Raw genomic sequence first — 18,081 nt, 5'->3', positions numbered from 1 at the left:
CCGCCCCGTCAGTTCAGCACGTCCCCGATCAGCCAGCTCGACAGCCCGACGAGGGTGCAGACGCCGACGACCACCCAGGCGACGGTCCGGCGGACCGAGCGGGAGACCGCCTCCGAGCTGCGGGGAGTGGGACGCAGCGGCGCCGTGTACGAGGGCGGGACGGTGTAGGTCCGGGCCGGCGGGAGGAGTCGGGGAAGAGCGACCGGACGGCCGTCGACCCACTCGGCGGGCAGCTCAGCGGCCTTCGCGGCCTGCAGCGTGAGCTCGACCTTCAGCGGGGATCCGCGGAGGGAGGCGTAGGCGGCGGCGGTGAGGCCGAGGCTCGCGAGGTGGCGGAGGGTCGGGGCGAAATCCGCCGAGAGGGTCGGGGAGAGCTCGCCCACCCGCTCGCCGTCGAGACGGAGCTCGACGAGGTCGCCGGCCGGGTGCAGGGTCACCAGCAGCAGGCCGCGGCCGCTCGCCGGGACGACCGTCGAGAGGCGGGCGAAGTGCTCGTCCTCGCGCAGGACCGGCAGGCCCCGCGACCAGGGGAGGATCGAGTGGCGCTCGACGGGCGGCTCGTTGAGCGGCACGAGCAGCTCGGGGGCGACGAGGGCGACGCGGAGGACGGCCCGCAGGCCCTCCTCGCCGCGCTCGACCCGGAGGCGCGCGGTCGTGACCGGGACGGCTCCGCTCGCCACGACCCGGTCGAGAGCGGCCCGGTGGGCGGAGGCGTTCGGCAGGTAGCCGAGGACGCGGCCGCCGACCCGGACCGAGACGGCGTCGAGGCCGGTGGGGTGGTCGGGCTCGGGGATCAGGTCGACCTCGAGGGTCCGCTCGTCGATCTCGCCCTGCTCGAGCGTGCGGCCGATCAGATCGGCGATCTCCTCGATCCGCTCGGCCTCGGCGAGGGCGTCGACGCTCGGGGCGCCGTCGGCGTTCGGGAGGCGGTAGACGACGCGCTCCGTGACGGGGGTGACGGGTGCGTCCCGCACCACCGCGGCACTGTCCTGCGCGGAGCGGCGCGCCCCGGTGAACCGCCTGCCGTCCCACCAGCGCATCTCGGCCGCATCGGCCTCGTCGCGGTACCAGCCCGCCGGCGCACCCTCGTCCATCGACCCCCCCCGTTCCTCCGGCGAACGAGTCTACGAGGAGGGCGGGAGCGTCAGAGACCCGGGTCCGTGGCGGCGGGATCCTGGGGGGCGAGCGCGGCCGCGGGCTCTCCCGAAGCGGGGCCGCTCCACGCACCGGACTCGTGCGCCCGAGGGCCGGCGATCCACTCCAGAGCCTCGCGGACGAGCATCCGGACGTGACGCGCGTGGCCGATGGTGACGGGGGCGGGATCCTCGAGGACCTCGAGCAGGCGGTGCAGCACGGCACGGCTCTGCAGTCGTGTCATGGGCCTCACGGTAGGGGCCCGGTCGCTCGGACGGTAGTGCCGATCCGCGACAGCGCACCCGTCTAGGCTCGCCACATGACTCGTCTCGACGGTGCCGTCGTCCTCGTCCTCGGAGCCTCGGGCGGCCTCGGCCGCCTCCTGGCCGATTCGCTGGAGGCGCGCGGTGCCGTCGCGGTGCGCTCGGGGCGCGACTCCGCGGCGCTCGGCGAGACACCCCTGGTCGCCGACCTGCGCGGGGAGGACGAGCCCCGGCGCGTGGTCGCCGAGGTGCTCGAGCGGCACGGGCGCCTCGACGGCGTCGTCGTGGCCGCGGGCGTCGTGGCCTTCGGGCCCTCCGCCGAGCTCGATCCGGCCGTTCTGGAGGAGCTGGTCGAGGTGAACGCGCTGGCGCCGATCCGGGTGCTGACCGCCGCGCTGCCGTCGCTCGTCGCGTCGGCGGGCGAGGGGCGCGAGCCGTTCGCGCTGACCATCAGCGGCGTGGTGGCGGAGGCTCCGACCGCGGGACTCGCCGCGTACTCCGCCTCGAAGGCGGCACTGCACTCCTTCGTGAAGGCCTCGGCCCGCGAGTACAAGCGGGCGGGCGTCCTCCTGCTCGACGCGCGTCCCGGCCACACCGAGACCGAGCTGTCCCGGCACCCTCTCGCGGGAGACGCGCCCCGCTTCGGCGCGGGTCTGGCGCCGCAGGACGTGGTCGACCGGCTGCTCGACGCGGTCGAGGGCGGCGAGACCGACCTGCCTCCTGCGGCGTTCACCGGCTGACGCCGTCCCGAGACGAGGCGGAGCCGGTCGATCCTCGCGGGAGCGCCCCGGATCGAGCACTGCAGCCTCGGTCGCGTACAGCCGTTGTGATCAGCCTGCGCATGCGGCGGCCGGGACCGCGATCGGCGCGGCAGCCCGTCCGACCGTCCTCCCCGCAGACGCGGGGATACCCGCCGTTCACCGGAGCGTCGCACGGGCGCACTAGCGTCCCTCCGTGCCCGACACCGCCGATGACGCCCTCCGTCCCACTCCCGAGCTGCTCCGCACGCTCACGCCCGCCGACGCGCGGGACCTCGTCGTGCTGGACGAGGACGACGACGATCCGGTGCTCCTGCGCCGCGACGGCACGCAGATCGACACCTGGCGCGAGGGCTACCCCTACGACGAGCGGATGTCGCGCGAGGAGTACGAGGCGGGCAAGCGCCTCCTCCAGATCGAACTGCTGAAGCTGCAGAACTGGATCAAGAAGCACGGGCGCCGACTCGTGGTCGTGTTCGAGGGGCGCGACGCCGCGGGCAAGGGCGGCACCATCAAGCGCTTCACCGAGCACCTCAACCCGCGCGGAGCCCGCGTGGTCGCGCTCGAGAAGCCGACCGAGCGCGAGGCCGGTCAGTGGTACTTCCAGCGCTACGTCTCGCACCTGCCGGCCGCCGGCGAGATCGTCCTCTTCGACCGCTCCTGGTACAACCGGGCCGGCGTGGAGCGCGTGATGGGCTTCTGCACGTCGGCGCAGTACGACGAGTTCATCCGCCAGACGCCGCTGTTCGAGCGGATGCTCGTCGGCGACGGCATCGACCTGGTGAAGCTGTGGTTCTCGGTCTCGGCGGAGGAGCAGCGCACCCGGTTCACGATCCGCATGATCGACCCCGTGCGCCAGTGGAAGCTCTCGCCGATGGACCTCGCCTCGCTCGACAAGTGGGGCGACTACACCGCGGCCAAGGAGGCCATGATGGCGGCGACCGACACCGCCGACGCTCCCTGGACCATCGTGAAGAGCAACGACAAGAAGCGCGCCCGGCTCGAGGCCATGCGCTACGTGCTGAGCCTGTACGACTACGACGGACGCGACGAGGAGGTCGTGGGCCCGCTGGGTCCGGACCCGCTGATCGTCGGATCGGCCGCGGACGTGTACGAGCGCGGCGAGCACGCCGCGACGAGCTGACCGGGGGGACGGACATGGGGGAGTCGGGGATCGGCGCGGAGCTGCCGGGGGTGCACCTGCGCTGGCTGGCGCTCGACGAGCAGACGCTGGACGCCGAGCGGCTGCTGCCGCTGCTGAGCGACGAGGAGCGCGAGCGCTACGTCGGCACGGTCGCCGCGTCGGCGGCCGAGCGCTTCGTCTTCGGGCGGGTGCTCCTGCGGATGCTCGCGGCCGAGCTCACGGGGACGCGCGCGTCGGAGGTCCGGGTCGTCGCGTGCTGCCCGCGCTGCGGGGGCGCGCACGGCCGGCCGCGGCTGGAGGGACGCGGGATCGCGCTCGAGCTGCTGTCGGTGAGCATCGCGCACTGCGCGGGCGCCGTCGTGGTCGCGGCGAGCAGCGCCGGTGCGGTCGGTGTCGATGTGGAGCCGACGCTGGGCACGCCCGAGCGCGGGGAGCGGATCACGCGCATCGCCGGGGCGCCCTTCGCCACGGGCGGGATGCGCCCCGCCGACCCCGTCCTGCACTGGACCCGGATCGAGGCCGCGCTGAAGGCGGACGGCCGCGGGCTCGAGCTCGACCCGCGCCGGGTGCACGTGCACGAGTCGCACCACGCGGCGGAGGCGCGGATCGACGGCGTCCGCTTCCGGCTGGCCGAGCCGCAGCTGGACCCCGCGCTGCGGGTCAGCGTCGCCCTCGGGCCGATGGGGGACGCGGGCGCCGGGCCCATCATCGGCTGGCGGCGCGAGCACGGCGACGCGCTCGCGGACTCGCTGGTGTCAGCGCCGGGACGGTAGCGGCGGCAGCTCCTCGTCGAGGAGCCAGGCGTCGAGCAGGTCGTCCACGCCCTCGCCGAGGACCTCGGTGCAGAGCTCGCGGAACTCCTCGTCGGTGACGGCGGCGGAGGCGTAGCGGGACGTCCACTCCCGCAGCAGCCGGAGGAAGGGCTCGTCGCCGACGGTGAGCCGCAGCGCGTGCAGGGTGAGCGCGCCGCGCTTGTAGACGCGGTCGTCGAAGAGTGCGACCGGCCCCGGATCGGCGAGCACGAGATCCTGCGCCGCAGCCCGCAGCACCGCGTGGTGGCGGCGGGCGCAGGCGTCGGCGGTGGCGCGGCCCGACTCCTCCGACCACAGCCACTCCGCGTAGCAGGCGAACCCCTCGTTGAGCCAGATGTGGCGCCACCGGGCGATGCCCACGCTGTTGCCGAACCACTGGTGCGCGAGCTCGTGAGCGATGAGGCGCTCCGAGCCGCCGCGGCCGTCGGCGTGGTTGGCGCCGAACACCGCCATCGCCTGCGCCTCGAGCGGGATCTCCAGCTCGTCCGCCGTGACGACGACGCAGTAGCGGGCGAAGGGGTAGGGCCCGAACAGCCGCGTGAACAGGGCGAGCATGCGCTCGAGCGGAGCGAAGTCGTGCGCGACCCGAGCGGCCAGGGCGGCGGGGCGGGCGAGGGTCACCGCGACCCCGGCGAGCACGCGCTCCTCGATCGCGTAGCGGCCGATCTGCACCGAGGCGAGGTACGCGGCGCTGGGCTCGCGCTGCTCGTAGAGCCAGGTGCGGCGGCCGGAGCGGGCGCTCGAGTCGACGAGCACCCCGTTCGCGAGCACGGCGTAGCCCTCCTCGGCGGTGACGCGCAGGCGGTACGGAGCCTTCTCGGCGACGTCGTCGTTGCAGGGGAACCAGGTGGAGGAGCCGGAGGGCTGCGAGGCGACGAGCACCCCGTCCTCCAGCTCCTCCCAGCCGAGCTCGCCCCAGTGGCTGGCGCGGGGGGCGGGGTGGCCGCTGTACTCGATCTCGACGTCGACGCTCTCGCCGGCGGCCAGCGGCTCGGCGGGGGACACCCGCAGCTTGTGCGGCGCCTGCTCGTGGCGGGCGCGGCGTCCGTCGATCCGGACGCGGGCCACGCGGAGCCGGGAGAGGTCGAGGGAGAACCGCCGGAGCGGCTGCAGCGCGACGATCCGCAGCACCGCCCGGCCGGCCAGGCGGTTCGAGGCGACGCGGTAGTCGAGGTCGAGGTCGTAGGACTCGACGCGGTAGCCGGTGTTCCCGATGCCGGGGACGTAGGGGTCGCCGGCGGTCTCGAGCCCGGTCAGCGCGGGGCTCACGCGACGGGCGCGTGGTAGTCGGCGACGCGCACCTCGCGCCACGGGCCGATCGGGTTGCCGCTCCAGCGGCTGCCCGCGGGCACGAGCTCCCCCCGCATGACGAGCGAGGCCGGGCCGACCGTGCCGTGCTCGGCGATCCGCGCGGCGGGGAGGATCACGCTGTGCGGGCCCAGGGTGGCGCCGGCGTCGAGGCTCACGAGATCCATGCTCATGATTCGATCATGGAACAGGTGCGTCTGCACGACGCAGCCCCGGTTCACGGTCGCTCCGTCGCCGAGCGAGATCAGATCGGCCTCGGGGAGCCAGTAGCTCTCGCACCAGACGCCGCGTCCGATCCGGGCGCCGAGGCTCCGCAGCCACCAGACCAGCGCCGGAGTGCCCGCGGCGGCGTGGGCGAACCAGGGCGCGGCGACCATCTCGGTGAAGGCGTCGGCCAGCTCGCTCCGCCAGACGAACGAGGACCACAGCGGCTGCTCGCTCGGCTCGACCCGCTGGATCAGGATCCACTTCGCGGCGGTGGAGACGGCCGCGGCGACCGCCCCGGCGGCCAGCAGCACGACGCCTCCCACGAGCGCGGCGAGCACCGCCCCGAGCGTCTGGATCAGCGCCAGCAGTCCGGCGACCACGCCGAGGCCGATCGCGACCGAGACGACCACCGGGACGAAGCGGCCGAGCTCCCACGCGATGCGGGCCGCGCGGAGTCGGCGGGCGGGGCGGAAGGTGCGCGCCGACTCCGCCTCGACGACGGTGCGCCGCAGCCGCACGGGCGGTGAGCCGAGCCACGACGAGCCCGCCTTCGACTTCCGGGGCGCGGAGGAGAGGACGGCGACGAGTCCGCCGGCGGGCACAGTGTGACCGGGAGCGGCCATGCCGGAGTTGCCGAGGAACGCGCGCTCGCCGATCTCCGCGCGGGCGAGCCGCATCCAGCCGCCGCCGAGCGCGTAGGAGGCGACGAGCGTGTCGTCGGCGAGGAACGCGCCGTCGCGGATGGTCGTCATCGCGGGCAGGAGCAGCACCGTCGAGGCCTCGACGTCGCGTCCGACCTTCGCGCCGAGGAGCCGCAGCCAGACCGGGGTGAACAGGCCCGAGTAGAGCGGGAAGAGCAGGACCCGCGCGGAGTCGAGCAGCCGCTCCGTCGACCAGACCTGCCAGCCGATCCGACCGCGCACAGGGTGGGTGCCCGGCTCGACGCCCCGGCCGAGCAGGCGCACCAGGACGACGACGAGAGCGGCGAGGACGACTCCGGAGACGGCGACGGCGGGCACGAGGGCGGCGAGAGCGGGCCCGAGCGCGGCGCCGAGGCCGGCCGAGCCGCGCACGGCGGCGGCCACGACGGCGAGCCCGGCCGCGAGGGCGAGGACCGGGACCGCCGCGAGGCCGACCGCGGACGCTCCGTACGCCCAGACCCAGCCCGGGCGGCGCGCCGGGCGCTCCGAGGGGAACCCGGCGTTCGCCCTGCCGAGCCGCTGGGCGGGGGATCCTCCCCAGCGCTGCCCGGCCGGCACCCGCCCGAAGACGGCCGATCCCGGCTCGATCTGCGCGTGCTTGCCGATCCGGGCGCCGGGGAGGAGCGTGCTGCGCGCGCCCACCGTGCTGCCGGCGCCGACCCGGACGGCGCCGACGCGCAGGACGTCGCCGTCGATCCAGTAGCCGGAGAGGTCGACCTCGGGCTCGATCGCGGCGCCGCGCCCGAGCGTGAGCATCCCGGTCAGCGGAGGGAGGGAGTGCAGGTCGACGTCGTCGGCGATGCGAGCGCCGAGCGCGCGGGCGTAGTAGGCGACCCAGGGCGCACCCGCCAGGCTCACGGCCTTGAGCTGGAACGCGATCTGCTCGGCCAGCCAGAGCCGGAGGTGCACGCTCCCGCCGCGCGGGTGGTCTCCGGCTCGGATCCCGCGCAGCAGGGTGCGCGCGGCGAGGACGGTGAGCCCCATCCGCCCGAACGGCGTGAGGAAGAGCGCGAACGCGGGGATCAGTGCGGCGAGCGGAGCGGTGGGCAGCCAGCCGAACCCCGGCACGAGGTCGAGCACCGCGGTGACGGTGAGGATCGCGGTGATCCATCGGGCGCTGCCGAGCACGAGCAGCGGTGCGCCGAGGAGGGTCTGCAGGACGCGCATCCGGAGGGGGACCGGCGCGATGCGGTGAGCGGACACCTCCGCGATGCCCGTCGAGCGGCTCTGGATCTCGGCGGCCATCGCCGCGAGACGCGGGTGGGCGTAGACGTCGGCGACCGTGAACTCGGGGTCGCGCTCGCGGATCCGCGCGACCAGCTGGGCGGCGGCGAGGGAGCCGCCGCCGAGGTCGAAGAAGTTCGCCCGCTCGTCGACCGGCACGCCGAGCACGTCGCGCCAGAGGGCGGCGAGCCACGCCTCCTCGGGGTCGAGGGAGGCGTCCTCGGTCGTGCCCACGGCGAGCGGCCAGGGGAGTGCGGCGCGGTCGACCTTGCCGGAGACGCGGGTCGGCAGCTCCTCGACCACGGCCAGCAGCGGCACGAGGGATGCGGGCAGCTCCTCACGCAGGCGGGCGAGCGCCGCGTCGCGGTCGAGCTCCCGGCCGCCGGCGAGGGCCAGGTAGCCGACGAGGACCTGGTTGCCGGCCGCCGTGGTGCGGACCGCGGCCGCCGCCCCCGAGACTCCGGGGAGCGCCTGCAGCGCCGCCTCGACCTCGCCGAGCTCGATCCGCCGACCGCCGAGCTTCACCTGGTCGTCCGCGCGCCCCTGGAAGACGAGGCCGGCGCTCTCGAAGCGCACCAGGTCGCCGGAGCGGTAGGCCCGCTCCCAGCCCAGGAGCGGTGCCGGCGCGTACTTCTCGGCGTCCTTGACCGGGTCGAGGTAGCGCGCGAGCCCGACCCCGCCGATGACCAGCTCGCCGACCTCGCCCTCGCCGACCCGCTGTCCGTCCGCGTCCACGACGGCGAGCCGCCAGCCGTCCAGCGGCAGCCCGATGCGCACCGGGGGAGGCCCGCCGAGGGGCGCGGCGCAGGCGACGACGGTGGCCTCGGTCGGCCCGTAGGTGTTCCAGACCTCGCGGCCCTCGACGGCCAGGCGCTCGCCGAGCTCCGGCGGGCACGCCTCGCCGCCGAAGATCAGCAGGCGGACGTTCTCGAGCGACTCCGCGGGCCAGAGCGCCGCGAGGGTCGGCACGGTCGAGACCACGGTGATGCCGTGCGTGGTCAGCCAGGGGCCGAGGTCCATGCCGCTGCGGACCAGCGAGCGGGGAGCGGGGACGAGGCAGGCGCCGTGCCGCCAGGCGAGCCACATCTCCTCGCAGGACGCGTCGAACGCGACGGAGAGACCGGCCAGCACGCGGTCCCCGGGGCCGAGCGGCTCCGCCTGGAGGAAGAGGCGCGCCTCAGCGTCGACGAAGGCGGCGGCGGAGCGGTGGCTGACCGCCACTCCCTTGGGGGTTCCGGTGGAGCCGGAGGTGAAGATGATCCAGGCGTCGTCCTCGAGCGAGGGCGGCTGCAGCAGCGGGATCGACGCCGTGCTCGGGTGCGGCGCGCTCGCGGTGAACAGGCGTGCGGCCGGCTCGTCGGCGCCGGTGCGCTCGAAGCGGCCGGAGCCGGTGATCACGCCGCGGACGGCGGCCTCGCCGAAGACGAGGCGCGCCCGCTCCTCGGGGTCGTCCGCGTCCACCGGGACGTACGCGGCTCCCGCGGCGAGGACGGCCAGGATCGCGAGGTAGAGCTCGCGGGAGCCGCTGGGCATGCGGATGCCGACGCGGTCGCCGCGTCGGACCCCTGCGGTGGTGAGCTCGCCCGCGAGCTGCACCGTGCGGGCCAGCAGCTCCCGGTAGCTGAGCGCTCCGGCCGGGTCCTCCAGCGCGGAGGCGTCCGGGTGGCGCTCCGCGGTGTCGCGGAGGACATCGACCAGCGTGCGGGGAGGAGGGGTGGCCGCTCCGGCGTCGAGCACGTCCTGGGGGCCGGCCGTCTCGGTCACGTCTCGTCTCCGTCCCGGCCGCGCGATCGGGAGCGCGGCGGCCGGGGCGACACCGTAGGGAGGCGGGGTGACGCGGAGGTGAACAGGCGGGGTCGGCCCGCCCGGCTCAGTGCGCCATCGGGAGCGGCGCGTCCGACTCCGCCGGGCGGCGGACGAAGAACGCGGCCACGATCGCGACCGTCGCGATCGACGCGCCCCACAGGAACGCGGAGTGGATGCCGCCGGCGTAGGAGGCGACCTCGTCGGCTCCGCCCTGCGCGAGCTCCGCCGACCGGATCGAGAGGACGGTGACGAACAGCGCCGTGCCCGCCGCGCCGCCCAGCTGCTGCACGGTGCCGATGATCGCGCTGCCGTGCGAGTAGAGCGAGGGGCGCACCGAGCCGAGGCCGGCGGTGAACAGCGGCGTGAAGACGAAGGCGAGGCCCAGGCTGAGGGTGACGTGCAGCGAGAGGACGAACCAGGGCGACGAGTCCGCCGCGAGCAGGGTGTACCCCCACAGTGCGCCGGCGACGACGATCGAGCCGGGCACGAGCAGCACGCGCGGGCCGAAGCGGTCGTAGCCGCGGCCGACGAACGGCGCGAGCAGGCCCATCAGCAGGCCGCCGGGGAGCAGGAGCAGCCCGGTCTCCAGCGGAGTGAGGCCCAGCACGTTCTGCGTGTAGAGGGGCAGCAGGATCAGCGTGCCGAAGAGCGCCGACATGCTGACCGCCATCATCGCGATGACGATGGTGAAGTTCGCGGAGGAGAAGGTCCGGAGGTCCAGCAGGGCCCGGTCGGTGCGCTGCAGCAGGAGCTGGCGCGCGATGAAGCCCGCGAGGCCGAGGCCCGCGACGACGAACGGGATCCACGGCGCGACGACCGCGGCTCCGCCCTCGCCGAGGCTCGACAGGCCGTAGACGAGGCCGCCGAAGCCGAAGACCGAGAGGACGACCGAGAGCGAGTCGATCGGGATGGAGCGGGGCTCGGTGACGTTCTCGACCTTGCGCAGGCCCAGGAGCAGCGCGCCGATCGCGATCGGCAGCACGATCCAGAACATCCAGCGCCAGCCGAGGAAGTTGAGAATGACGCCCGAGATCGTCGGTCCGACGGCCGGAGCCACCGAGATGACGATCGAGATGTTGCCCATCATCCGGCCGCGGATCGCCGGGGGCACCAGCGTCATGACGGTCGTCATCAGCAGCGGCATCATGATGGCCGTGCCGCCGGCCTGCACCACGCGGGCCGCCAGGAGGACCGCGAAGGTCGGGGCGAGCGCGGCGGTGAGCGTGCCGAGGCTGAAGAGGATCATCGCGGCGGCGAAGAGCGTGCGGGTGTGCAGCCGCTGGATCAGGTAGCCCGTGATCGGGATGACCACGGCCATCGTGAGCATGAAGGCGGTCGAGAGCCACTGGCCCACGTGCGCCTCGACGTCGAAGTCGCGCATGAGGTCGGGCAGCGCCACGCTCATGATCGTCTCGTTGAGGATCACGACGAACGCCGACACCAGCAGGAGGCTGATGACCAGGCGGCTGCGCGGCTCGAGGGTCGTGGCGGCGGCGGGTGCGGCGGGCCGCGCGGCGGGAAGGGTGCTGCGCTCGGTCACAGGTGTTCTCCGGTCGTGAGGGGATCGGTGTGAGGGGCGCATCGACGGCTCGACTCGCGGGCGCGGATGCGGGGTACGGAGGGAGAACAGCGGCGGACGCCCCGGACATTCCCGATCGACGGGGATCCGCTGCGAGAGGTCTCAGGTGAGGGCCGCGGAGAGCGCGGAGGACGCGGCCTCGGCCTCCTCGAGCGTGGCGCCCTCGCCGAAGCTGAACCGCACGGCGGTCCGGGCGACGTCGGGGTCGAGGCCGAGGGCCAGCAGCGCGGGCGAGGGCTCGTCGCGCCCGGCGGCGCACGCCGAGCCGCTCGAGACGACGACGCCGCGCTCCTCCAGCTCGAGGAGCGTCGACTCGCCGCTGCGCCCGGGGACGGCGTACGCCGCGATCGAGGGGAGCCGGTGCGCCGCGGAGCCCAGCGGCACGGCCCGGGGCGCCAGGGCCGCGACCCGCTCGGCGAACGCGTCCCGGACCGCTCCGACCCGTGCCGCGCGGTCCGGATCGAGCAGGCGCACCGCGGTGCCGAGCGCGACCGCGAAGGCCACGTTCTCGGTGCCCGAGCGCCGCTCCCGCTCCTGGCCGCCGCCGTGCAGCAGGGGCTCGAACGGGAGCCGGCTGCGCAGCAGCAGCGCCCCCACGCCCTTCGGCGCCCCGAGCTTGTGCCCCGAGACCGAGACCGCGTCGGCGCCCCAGCCCGCGACGTCCAGCCAGCCGGCGGCCTGGACGGCGTCCACGTGCAGCGGCACGCCCCGCGATCGGCAGAGCGCCGCGATCGCCGGCACGTCCTGCACCGTCCCGATCTCGTTGCTCGCCGCGAGCACCGAGACCAGCGCGGTGTCCGGCCGGACCAGCGCGGCGAGCGCGTCGAGGTCGAGCAGGCCGGTCGCGTCGACGGGGGCCGTCGACACCTCGAAGCCGTGCAGGCGCCGGAGGTGGTCGGCCGACTCGACGGTCGCCTCGTGCTCGAGCGCCGAGATCACCAGGTGCCGTCCGCTCGGCGATCCCAGCGCGAGGCCCTTGACCGCCGTGTTGATCGACTCCGTGCCGCCGGAGGTGAAGAGCGTCTCGGAGGCGCGGCCGCCGAGGAAGCGGGCCACGTGAGCGCGCGCCGCCTCCAGCGCGCGCGCCGCGGCGTCGCCGAGCGAGTGGCTGCTCGACGGGTTGCCGTACTCCGCGGTGAGGAACGGCCACATGGCCTCCAGCACCTCGCGGCGCACGGGCGAGGTCGCGGCGTGGTCGAGGTAGATCACTCGACCGCGATGTCCAGGCCGAGGTCGAGCGAGCGGACGCTGTGGGTGAGCGCGCCGACGGAGATCACGTCGACCCCCGCCTCCGCGATCGCGCGCACGGTCGAGAGGTCGACGCCGCCGCTCGCCTCGACCACGGCCCGCCCGCCGATGAGGGCGACGCCCTGGCGGAGCAGCTCGGGGGTGAAGTTGTCGAGCATGATCGTGTCCGCGCCTCCCGCCAGCGCGGGCTCGATCTGGTCGAGCCGGTCGACCTCGACCTCGAGGTGCGCCGTGTGCGGGATCGAGGCGCGCGCCGCCCGCAGGGCCGCGGTCAGGTCGATCCCGCGCGCGGCGAGCACCGCGAGGTGGTTGTCCTTTGCCAGCACCGCGTCCGAGAGCGAGAAGCGGTGGTTGCGGCCGCCGCCGCTGCGGACGGCGTGCCTCTCGAGCGCGCGCAGGCCCGCCGTGGTCTTGCGGGTGTCGACGATGCGGGCGCGCGTCCCCTCCACCGCGGCGACGTACTGCGCCGTCAGGGTGGCGATGCCGCTCATCCGCTGCACGAGGTTGAGCGCGACCCGCTCGCCGCGGAGCACGCCGCCCGCGGGGCCCTCGATCCGGGCGAGGGTCTGCCCGGCCTCGAAGACCGCGCCGTCCTCTACGAGCACCGAGCAGCGGATCCGGGAGTCGACCTGCCGCATCGTGCCGACGAGGACGGCGCCGCCGCTGAGGACGCCGGGCTCGCGGGCCATGAGGGCGGCGCTCGCGGTGGCGTCCGCGGGGAGGAGGGTGTCGGAGGTCAGGTCGCCCCAGGGCGCGTCCTCCTCGAGGGCGAGGGTGACGACGCGGTCGATGCTCTGGCGGGTCAGCACGGAAGGGCCGCCTCTCTGGTGGGGGCGGCGGCGCTCGCCGTCGCGGGGTCGGGGGAGTCGGTGCGGTGGTGGGCGCCGACGGAGTGCGTGCGCGCGAGCGCGGCGTCGATGAGAGCGAGGGCGCAGGTCAGCAGGTTCGCGTCCTCGAGCGTCCTCAGTCCGAGCGGAGCGGGCGAGGCGGAGGCGACGAGCACGTCGCGCGCCGCTGTGAGCCCCGCCGCGTTCCGGGAGAGGCCGGCTCCCGCCCACATCGCGTCCTGGAGAGCGGCGCGGTCGAGCGTCATCGGGACGACGGCGCGGGGAGGGGCGACCGGGCCGCCGCTCCAGGAGAGGGAGTCGAGGGCGAGCGCCGCGCGGCGCGCGAACACGACGCCCTCGAGCAGGCTGTTGGAGGCGAGGCGGTTCGCGCCGTGGACGCCGGTGCGGGCGACCTCGCCCACTGCGAGCAGCCCGGGGAGGCTGGTGCGCCCGTCCAGGTCGGTCGCGATCCCGCCCATCCAGTAGTGCGCGGCCGGAGTCACGGGCAGCAGGTCGTCGGCGAGCGAGAGCCCGTTCTCGCGGCAGGCCGCCGAGATCGTCGGGAACCTCTTCGCCAGCACCTCGGAGTCGATCGCCCGGGCGTCCAGGTGCACGGGCAGTCCGCCCTGCAGCCGCATCCGCTCCGCGATCGCGCGCGCCACGACGTCGCGCGGCGCCATCTCGGCCTCGGGGTGCACCCCGGCCAGGAACCGCTCGCCGGCGGCGTCGCGCAGCACCGCGCCCTCGCCGCGCACCGCCTCCGAGACGAGGAAGCCGCCCGGCAGCGCGAGCGTGGTCGGGTGGAACTGGTAGAACTCCAGGTCCGCCGTCTCCGCTCCCGCCCGCAGGGCGGCGGCGAGTCCGTCCCCGGTCGCGACGGACGGATTGGTGGTGTGCCGGTAGAGCTGCCCGGCGCCTCCGGTGGCCAGCACGACCGCGTCGGCCGCCAGGCGCTCGAGCACGCCGTCGTGCAGGACGTCGGCGCCCGTGACCGAGCCGCCCTCCCCCACCAGGTCGACCAGGGCGGCGTGCTCGCGCACCTCGACGGACGAGGCCCGCACCGCCGCCACGAGAGCGGCCTCGATCGCGGCGCCCGTCGCGTCGCCGCCGGCGTGCAGGATCCGCGGACGCGAGTGGGCGCCCTCGAGTCCCCGCGCCAGCTCGCCGCCCTCGCGGTCGAAGCCGACGCCCCACTCCTGCAGCACCGCGACAGCCTCCGGCCCCTCGGCGCAGAGCACCTCGACCGCCGAGCGCACGGCGAGGCCCGCACCGGCGGTGAGCGTGTCCTCCACGTGCAGCGCCACGGAGTCGTCCGGCGCCGTGACCGCGGCGATCCCGCCCTGCGCGGCGCGCGTCGACGACTCCGCCAGCGCGCCCTTGGTGACGAGCAGCACCTCGTGGCGGTGCTGCGCCGTCAGCGCGGCGACCAGCCCGGCGATGCCGCTGCCGACGACGACGACCCGCGCCATGTCAGACCGCCGTCGGCCCGGCGGGCGGAACGGCCGCGAGCATCCGCTCGAGGGCGGTGCGCGCCTCGGCCTGCACCGATTCCGCGACCTCGATGCGGTTGAGCACCGTCCCCGCGACCAGTCCCTCGAGCACCCAGGCGAGGTAGCCGGGGTGGATGCGGTACATGGTCGAGCAGGGGCAGACCACGTCGTCGAGGCAGAAGATCGTGTGCTGCGGGTACTGGACGGCGAGGCGCTGCACCAGGTTGATCTCGGTGCCGATCGCGAAGGTCGATCCCGCGGGTGCCGCCTGGATCGCCTTCACGATGTAGTCGGTCGAGCCGTACTCGTCGGCCGCGTCGACGACCGCCATCGGGCACTCCGGGTGCACGATCACGCGCACGCCCGGGTGCTCGGCGCGCGCCTTCGCGATCTGGGCCGTCGTGAAGCGCTTGTGCACCGAGCAGAAGCCGTGCCAGAGGATCACCTGCGCGTCCAGGAGCGTCGCGGTGTCGGAGCCGCCCTGCGGCTTCCGCGGGTTCCACATCGGCATCCGCTCCAGCGGCACGCCCATCGCCTTGGCGGTGTTGCGGCCGAGGTGCTGGTCGGGGAAGAACAGCACCCGCTGCCCGCGCGCGAACGCGTCCTCGAGCACGGTCGCCGCGTTCGAGGAGGTGCAGACCACGCCTCCGTTGCGGCCGCAGAACGCCTTCAGCGCGGCGGAGGAGTTCATGTACGTGACCGGGACGAGCGGCACGCGGCCGTCGGCGTCCGGCTCGGTGCCGTAGAGCTCGGTGAGCTCGGCCCAGGCGTCCTCGACGGAGTCGATGTCGGCCATGTCCGCCATCGAGCAGCCGGCCGCCAGGTTCGGGAGGATCACGGCCTGCTCCGGTCCGGAGAGGATGTCGGCCGTCTCCGCCATGAAGTGCACGCCGCAGAAGACGATGGCCTCGGCGTCGGGCCGGCTCGTCGCCGCCTTCGCCAGCTGGAACGAGTCGCCCACGTAGTCGGCGTACTGCACCACCTCGTCCCGCTGGTAGAAGTGCCCGAGCACGACGACCCGCTCGCCGAGCGTCTCCTTCGCCGCGAGGATGCGGTGGTGCAGCTCGTCGGCGCTCGCCGTCGTGTACTCCTCCGGCAGACGTCCCTGGACCGGGGCGTCGGCCGGGATCGGGTCGGCCTGGGAGGCGCCGGGCCCGTAGGCGGGCAGGCCGAGGTCGAACGACCAGGGGGCCTCCGCGAGCTCGGGCGCGCAGGTGGCGCCGGGCGCGGAGCCGCCCTCGATGAGCCGGATGGTGCTGTCGACGGATGTCACGGTGTTCTCCTCGTGAGGCGGGTGGGGGAGTCGGGCGGCGCGCTCAGACGGGCAGCGGGCCGTTGTCGACGAGCGCCGCCGACTCGTCGTAGCGGTAGAGGCGCGGGGGACGGTGGCGGGTGCCCGTCAGGCGCTCCCCGGTGGGCACCACGGTGCCGGAGCTCTCGATCGTCCGGCGGAAGTTGGCCGGGTCGAGGGGCTTCTGCAGGACGGCCTCGTGGACCTCCCGCAGCTGGGACAGGGTGAAGGCGCCGCCGAGGAAGGCCTGCGCGATGCGGGAGTACTCCATCTTGTTGCGCAGGCGCCAGAGGGCGTAGTCGACGATCAGTCCGTGGTCGAAGGCGAGCTCGAGCGGCAGATCGGTGCAGAGCCAGGCGACGTTCTCTCCCACGATGGCCTCGTCGGCCTCGGCGGAGCGCACGAGCGCCCAGTAGACGATCGACACGACGCGGTCCTCACCGGGGGAGCGGTCGGTGCCGCCGACGGCGTAGAGCTGCTCGAGGTAGCGCGGAGCCAGGCCGGTGGTCTCGCGGAGAGTGCGGCGGGCCGACTCGGCGAGATCCTCGTCCGGATGCAGCGGTCCGCCGGGCAGTGCCCAGAGTCCCTCGAACGGCTCGCGGATGCGCCGGACGACGGGGATCCAGACGGTGCTCGCTCCGGTCTCCGGGTGCGGCCGCAGGGCGAAGATCACCGTCGACACGGCAAGCTGCACGTCCGGCATCCGATGCCCCCTACTAAGAGTCGCACCGACTGTAAGTGCTGGGATCAGCTTAGTGTCACCAACACCTGAACACCTAGCGGGAGAAGCGACACGCCGCTACGGGCCCGCCCCGCCCGCTAGGCTGACCGCACAACCGAATACCGGGCCGCAATACGCGACGCGGGAGAGCCGACTCAGGTCGGCACCGAAGGAGCAAGCCTCCCCGCCAATCTCTCAGGTCTTGTACCGCGTCGAACTGGCCACTCTGGAAAGCGATCCGCTCGGATCCGCCCATGGTGAAAGCGCTCGACCCCTCGGGGCGGCGCGAATCTCTCAGGCTCCACGACAGAGGGGGAGTTCCCACGGCACTGCTGTGCTCTGCCGCGAACGCGGCGCGAGTCCAGCACTGCGACGAAATGGAGAACTCATGTCCGAGACCCCGACGACCAGCCCCGAAGCCCGCTACTCGCCCCTGCACGAGGTGCACGTCGCCGCCGGCGCGTCCTTCACCGACTTCGCCGGGTGGCAGATGCCGGTCCGCTACTCCGGCGATCTCGCCGAGCACCACGCCGTGCGCACTGCCGCCGGCCTCTTCGACCTCTCGCACATGGCCGAGATCCTCGTCGTCGGCCCCGAGGCGGTCGACGCCCTCGACTACGCGCTGGCGAGCGACATCTCGGCCGTCGCCGCCGGCCGCGCGAAGTACACCCTTCTCCTGGAGCGCACGGGCGGCGTGATCGACGACCTCGTCGTCTACCGCACGGGCGAGGACCGCTTCATGGTCGTCGCGAACGCGGCCAACCGGCACATCGTCGTCGAGACGCTCCGCGACCGCACCGCGATGTTCGAGTGCGAGCTGTTCGACGAGAGCGACGACGTCGCCCTCATCGCGCTGCAGGGACCGCGCTCGCTCGAGATCCTGCAGAACGTCCAGGGCCTCGCCGTCGAGACCGAGCGGGGAGCGGAGTCCGTGCTCGACACGGACGACGCCGCCCGCCTCCTCGCGGAGCTGCGCTACTACCGCGCCGTGCCCGCGACCTTCGAGGCGCATCCGATCCTGATCGCGCGCACCGGGTACACGGGCGAGGACGGCTTCGAGATCTACGTCTCGCCCGACTCCGCTCCCGCGCTCTGGCAGGCTCTCGCCGAGACCGGCGCCGGAGCGGGCCTCGTCCCCGCCGGCCTCGCCGCCCGCGACACCCTCCGCCTCGAGGCGGGCATGCCGCTCTACGGCCACGAGCTCTCCCGCGACGTCTTCCCCGCGCAGGCCGGCCTCGGCCGCGTCGTCGCCTTCGGGAAGCCGATCGACTTCGTCGGCCGCGCGGCCAGCGAGGAGGGGCCCTCCGGAGACGCTCCCGTGCTCGTCGGGCTCGTCGGCGAGGGCCGCCGCGCCGCCCGCGCCGACTACGCCGTCCTCTCCGGCGACGACGAGGTCGGAGTGGTCACCAGCGGCGTCCTCTCGCCGACCCTGGGCGTCCCGATCGCGATGGCCTACGTCACCCCCGCCTCCGCGCAGCCCGGGACGGCGCTCGCCGTCGACATCCGCGGCACGCGCCTCCCGATGACCGTCACCGAGCTCCCCTTCTACTCGAGAAAGAAGAACTGAC

At 74.5% G+C, this 18,081-nt stretch carries 14 protein-coding genes and 1 riboswitch; of the genes, 4 read left to right on the top strand and 10 right to left on the bottom strand.

Annotation, left to right across the window (positions count from 1 at the left end):
* Nucleotides 1-8: 8 nt before the first annotated feature.
* A complete protein-coding gene (locus C5B92_RS01050; protein WP_104255095.1) occupies nucleotides 9-1,094 on the bottom strand; it encodes a DUF2510 domain-containing protein in 1,086 nt (361 codons plus the stop codon).
* A 50-nt stretch (nucleotides 1,095-1,144) separates the two neighbouring features.
* Nucleotides 1,145-1,378 carry a hypothetical protein gene (locus C5B92_RS01045; protein WP_146078402.1) on the bottom strand — a complete coding sequence of 78 codons (234 nt, stop codon included), beginning with the start codon at nucleotides 1,376-1,378 and terminating at the stop codon, nucleotides 1,145-1,147.
* Nucleotides 1,379-1,453: 75 nt separating this feature from the next.
* Here C5B92_RS01045 and C5B92_RS01040 point away from each other — a divergent pair, with 75 nt between their 5' ends.
* The 3 genes from C5B92_RS01040 (at nucleotide 1,454) to C5B92_RS01030 (ending at nucleotide 4,072) form a co-directional block, all read left to right on the top strand.
* Complete coding sequence (locus tag C5B92_RS01040) at nucleotides 1,454-2,137, top strand: SDR family oxidoreductase (RefSeq protein ID WP_104255094.1); 684 nt, start codon at nucleotides 1,454-1,456, stop codon at nucleotides 2,135-2,137.
* Nucleotides 2,138-2,438: 301 nt separating this feature from the next.
* Nucleotides 2,439-3,299, top strand: coding sequence for a polyphosphate kinase 2 (gene ppk2, locus C5B92_RS01035; protein WP_258061211.1), 861 nt, complete (start codon nucleotides 2,439-2,441; stop codon nucleotides 3,297-3,299).
* A 14-nt stretch (nucleotides 3,300-3,313) separates the two neighbouring features.
* On the top strand, nucleotides 3,314-4,072 hold the full coding sequence (locus C5B92_RS01030) for a 4'-phosphopantetheinyl transferase superfamily protein (protein ID WP_104255093.1): 759 nt from the start codon (nucleotides 3,314-3,316) through the stop codon (nucleotides 4,070-4,072).
* On the opposite strand, the gene C5B92_RS01025 is transcribed toward C5B92_RS01030, so the two are convergent.
* The 8 genes from C5B92_RS01025 to C5B92_RS00990 form a co-directional block, all read right to left on the bottom strand.
* A complete protein-coding gene (locus C5B92_RS01025) occupies nucleotides 4,055-5,380 on the bottom strand; it encodes a M1 family metallopeptidase (RefSeq protein ID WP_258061199.1) in 1,326 nt (441 codons plus the stop codon). The two genes, C5B92_RS01030 and C5B92_RS01025, sit on opposite strands and share 18 nt — an antisense overlap.
* A complete protein-coding gene (locus C5B92_RS01020; protein ID WP_258061198.1) occupies nucleotides 5,377-9,315 on the bottom strand; it encodes a Pls/PosA family non-ribosomal peptide synthetase in 3,939 nt (1,312 codons plus the stop codon). The genes C5B92_RS01025 and C5B92_RS01020 overlap by 4 nt, the downstream gene beginning before the upstream one ends.
* A 106-nt stretch (nucleotides 9,316-9,421) precedes the next feature.
* Nucleotides 9,422-10,939: a DHA2 family efflux MFS transporter permease subunit gene (locus C5B92_RS01015; RefSeq protein WP_104255091.1), complete on the bottom strand. Its 1,518-nt coding sequence runs from the start codon at nucleotides 10,937-10,939 to the stop codon at nucleotides 9,422-9,424.
* Between the two features lie 99 nt (nucleotides 10,940-11,038).
* Nucleotides 11,039-12,145, bottom strand: a complete 1,107-nt coding sequence (locus C5B92_RS01010; RefSeq protein ID WP_104349996.1) for a cysteine desulfurase family protein — start codon at nucleotides 12,143-12,145, stop codon at nucleotides 11,039-11,041.
* Complete coding sequence (gene nadC, locus C5B92_RS01005; protein ID WP_104255089.1) at nucleotides 12,142-12,993, bottom strand: carboxylating nicotinate-nucleotide diphosphorylase; 852 nt, start codon at nucleotides 12,991-12,993, stop codon at nucleotides 12,142-12,144. The genes C5B92_RS01010 and nadC overlap by 4 nt, the downstream gene beginning before the upstream one ends.
* Nucleotides 12,987-14,480: an L-aspartate oxidase gene (gene nadB, locus C5B92_RS01000; protein WP_104255088.1), complete on the bottom strand. Its 1,494-nt coding sequence runs from the start codon at nucleotides 14,478-14,480 to the stop codon at nucleotides 12,987-12,989. The genes nadC and nadB overlap by 7 nt, the downstream gene beginning before the upstream one ends.
* 1 nt (nucleotide 14,481) lies before the next feature.
* The gene (gene nadA, locus C5B92_RS00995) at nucleotides 14,482-15,774 is read right to left on the bottom strand and encodes a quinolinate synthase NadA (RefSeq protein WP_104255087.1); all 1,293 of its coding nucleotides are present in this window, start codon (nucleotides 15,772-15,774) and stop codon (nucleotides 14,482-14,484) included.
* 43 nt (nucleotides 15,775-15,817) lie between these two features.
* Nucleotides 15,818-16,495 (bottom strand): NUDIX domain-containing protein, encoded by a 678-nt coding sequence (locus tag C5B92_RS00990; protein ID WP_104222969.1) that lies wholly within the window; start codon nucleotides 16,493-16,495, stop codon nucleotides 15,818-15,820.
* Nucleotides 16,496-16,645: 150 nt separating this feature from the next.
* Nucleotides 16,646-16,733: riboswitch (glycine riboswitch) on the top strand.
* 168 nt (nucleotides 16,734-16,901) lie between these two features.
* On the opposite strand from C5B92_RS00990, the gene gcvT reads away from it, so the two are divergent.
* Nucleotides 16,902-18,080, top strand: a complete 1,179-nt coding sequence (gene gcvT / locus C5B92_RS00985) for a glycine cleavage system aminomethyltransferase GcvT (protein ID WP_104349995.1) — start codon at nucleotides 16,902-16,904, stop codon at nucleotides 18,078-18,080.
* Nucleotide 18,081: the final 1 nt, after the last annotated feature.

The organism is Rathayibacter sp. AY1A4, assembly GCF_002930955.1.
In the GTDB taxonomy this organism is placed as follows: domain Bacteria; phylum Actinomycetota; class Actinomycetes; order Actinomycetales; family Microbacteriaceae; genus Rathayibacter.
The sequence above is the reverse complement of the archived record's forward strand: the minus strand, read 5'-3'. Positions and strand labels throughout refer to the sequence as shown.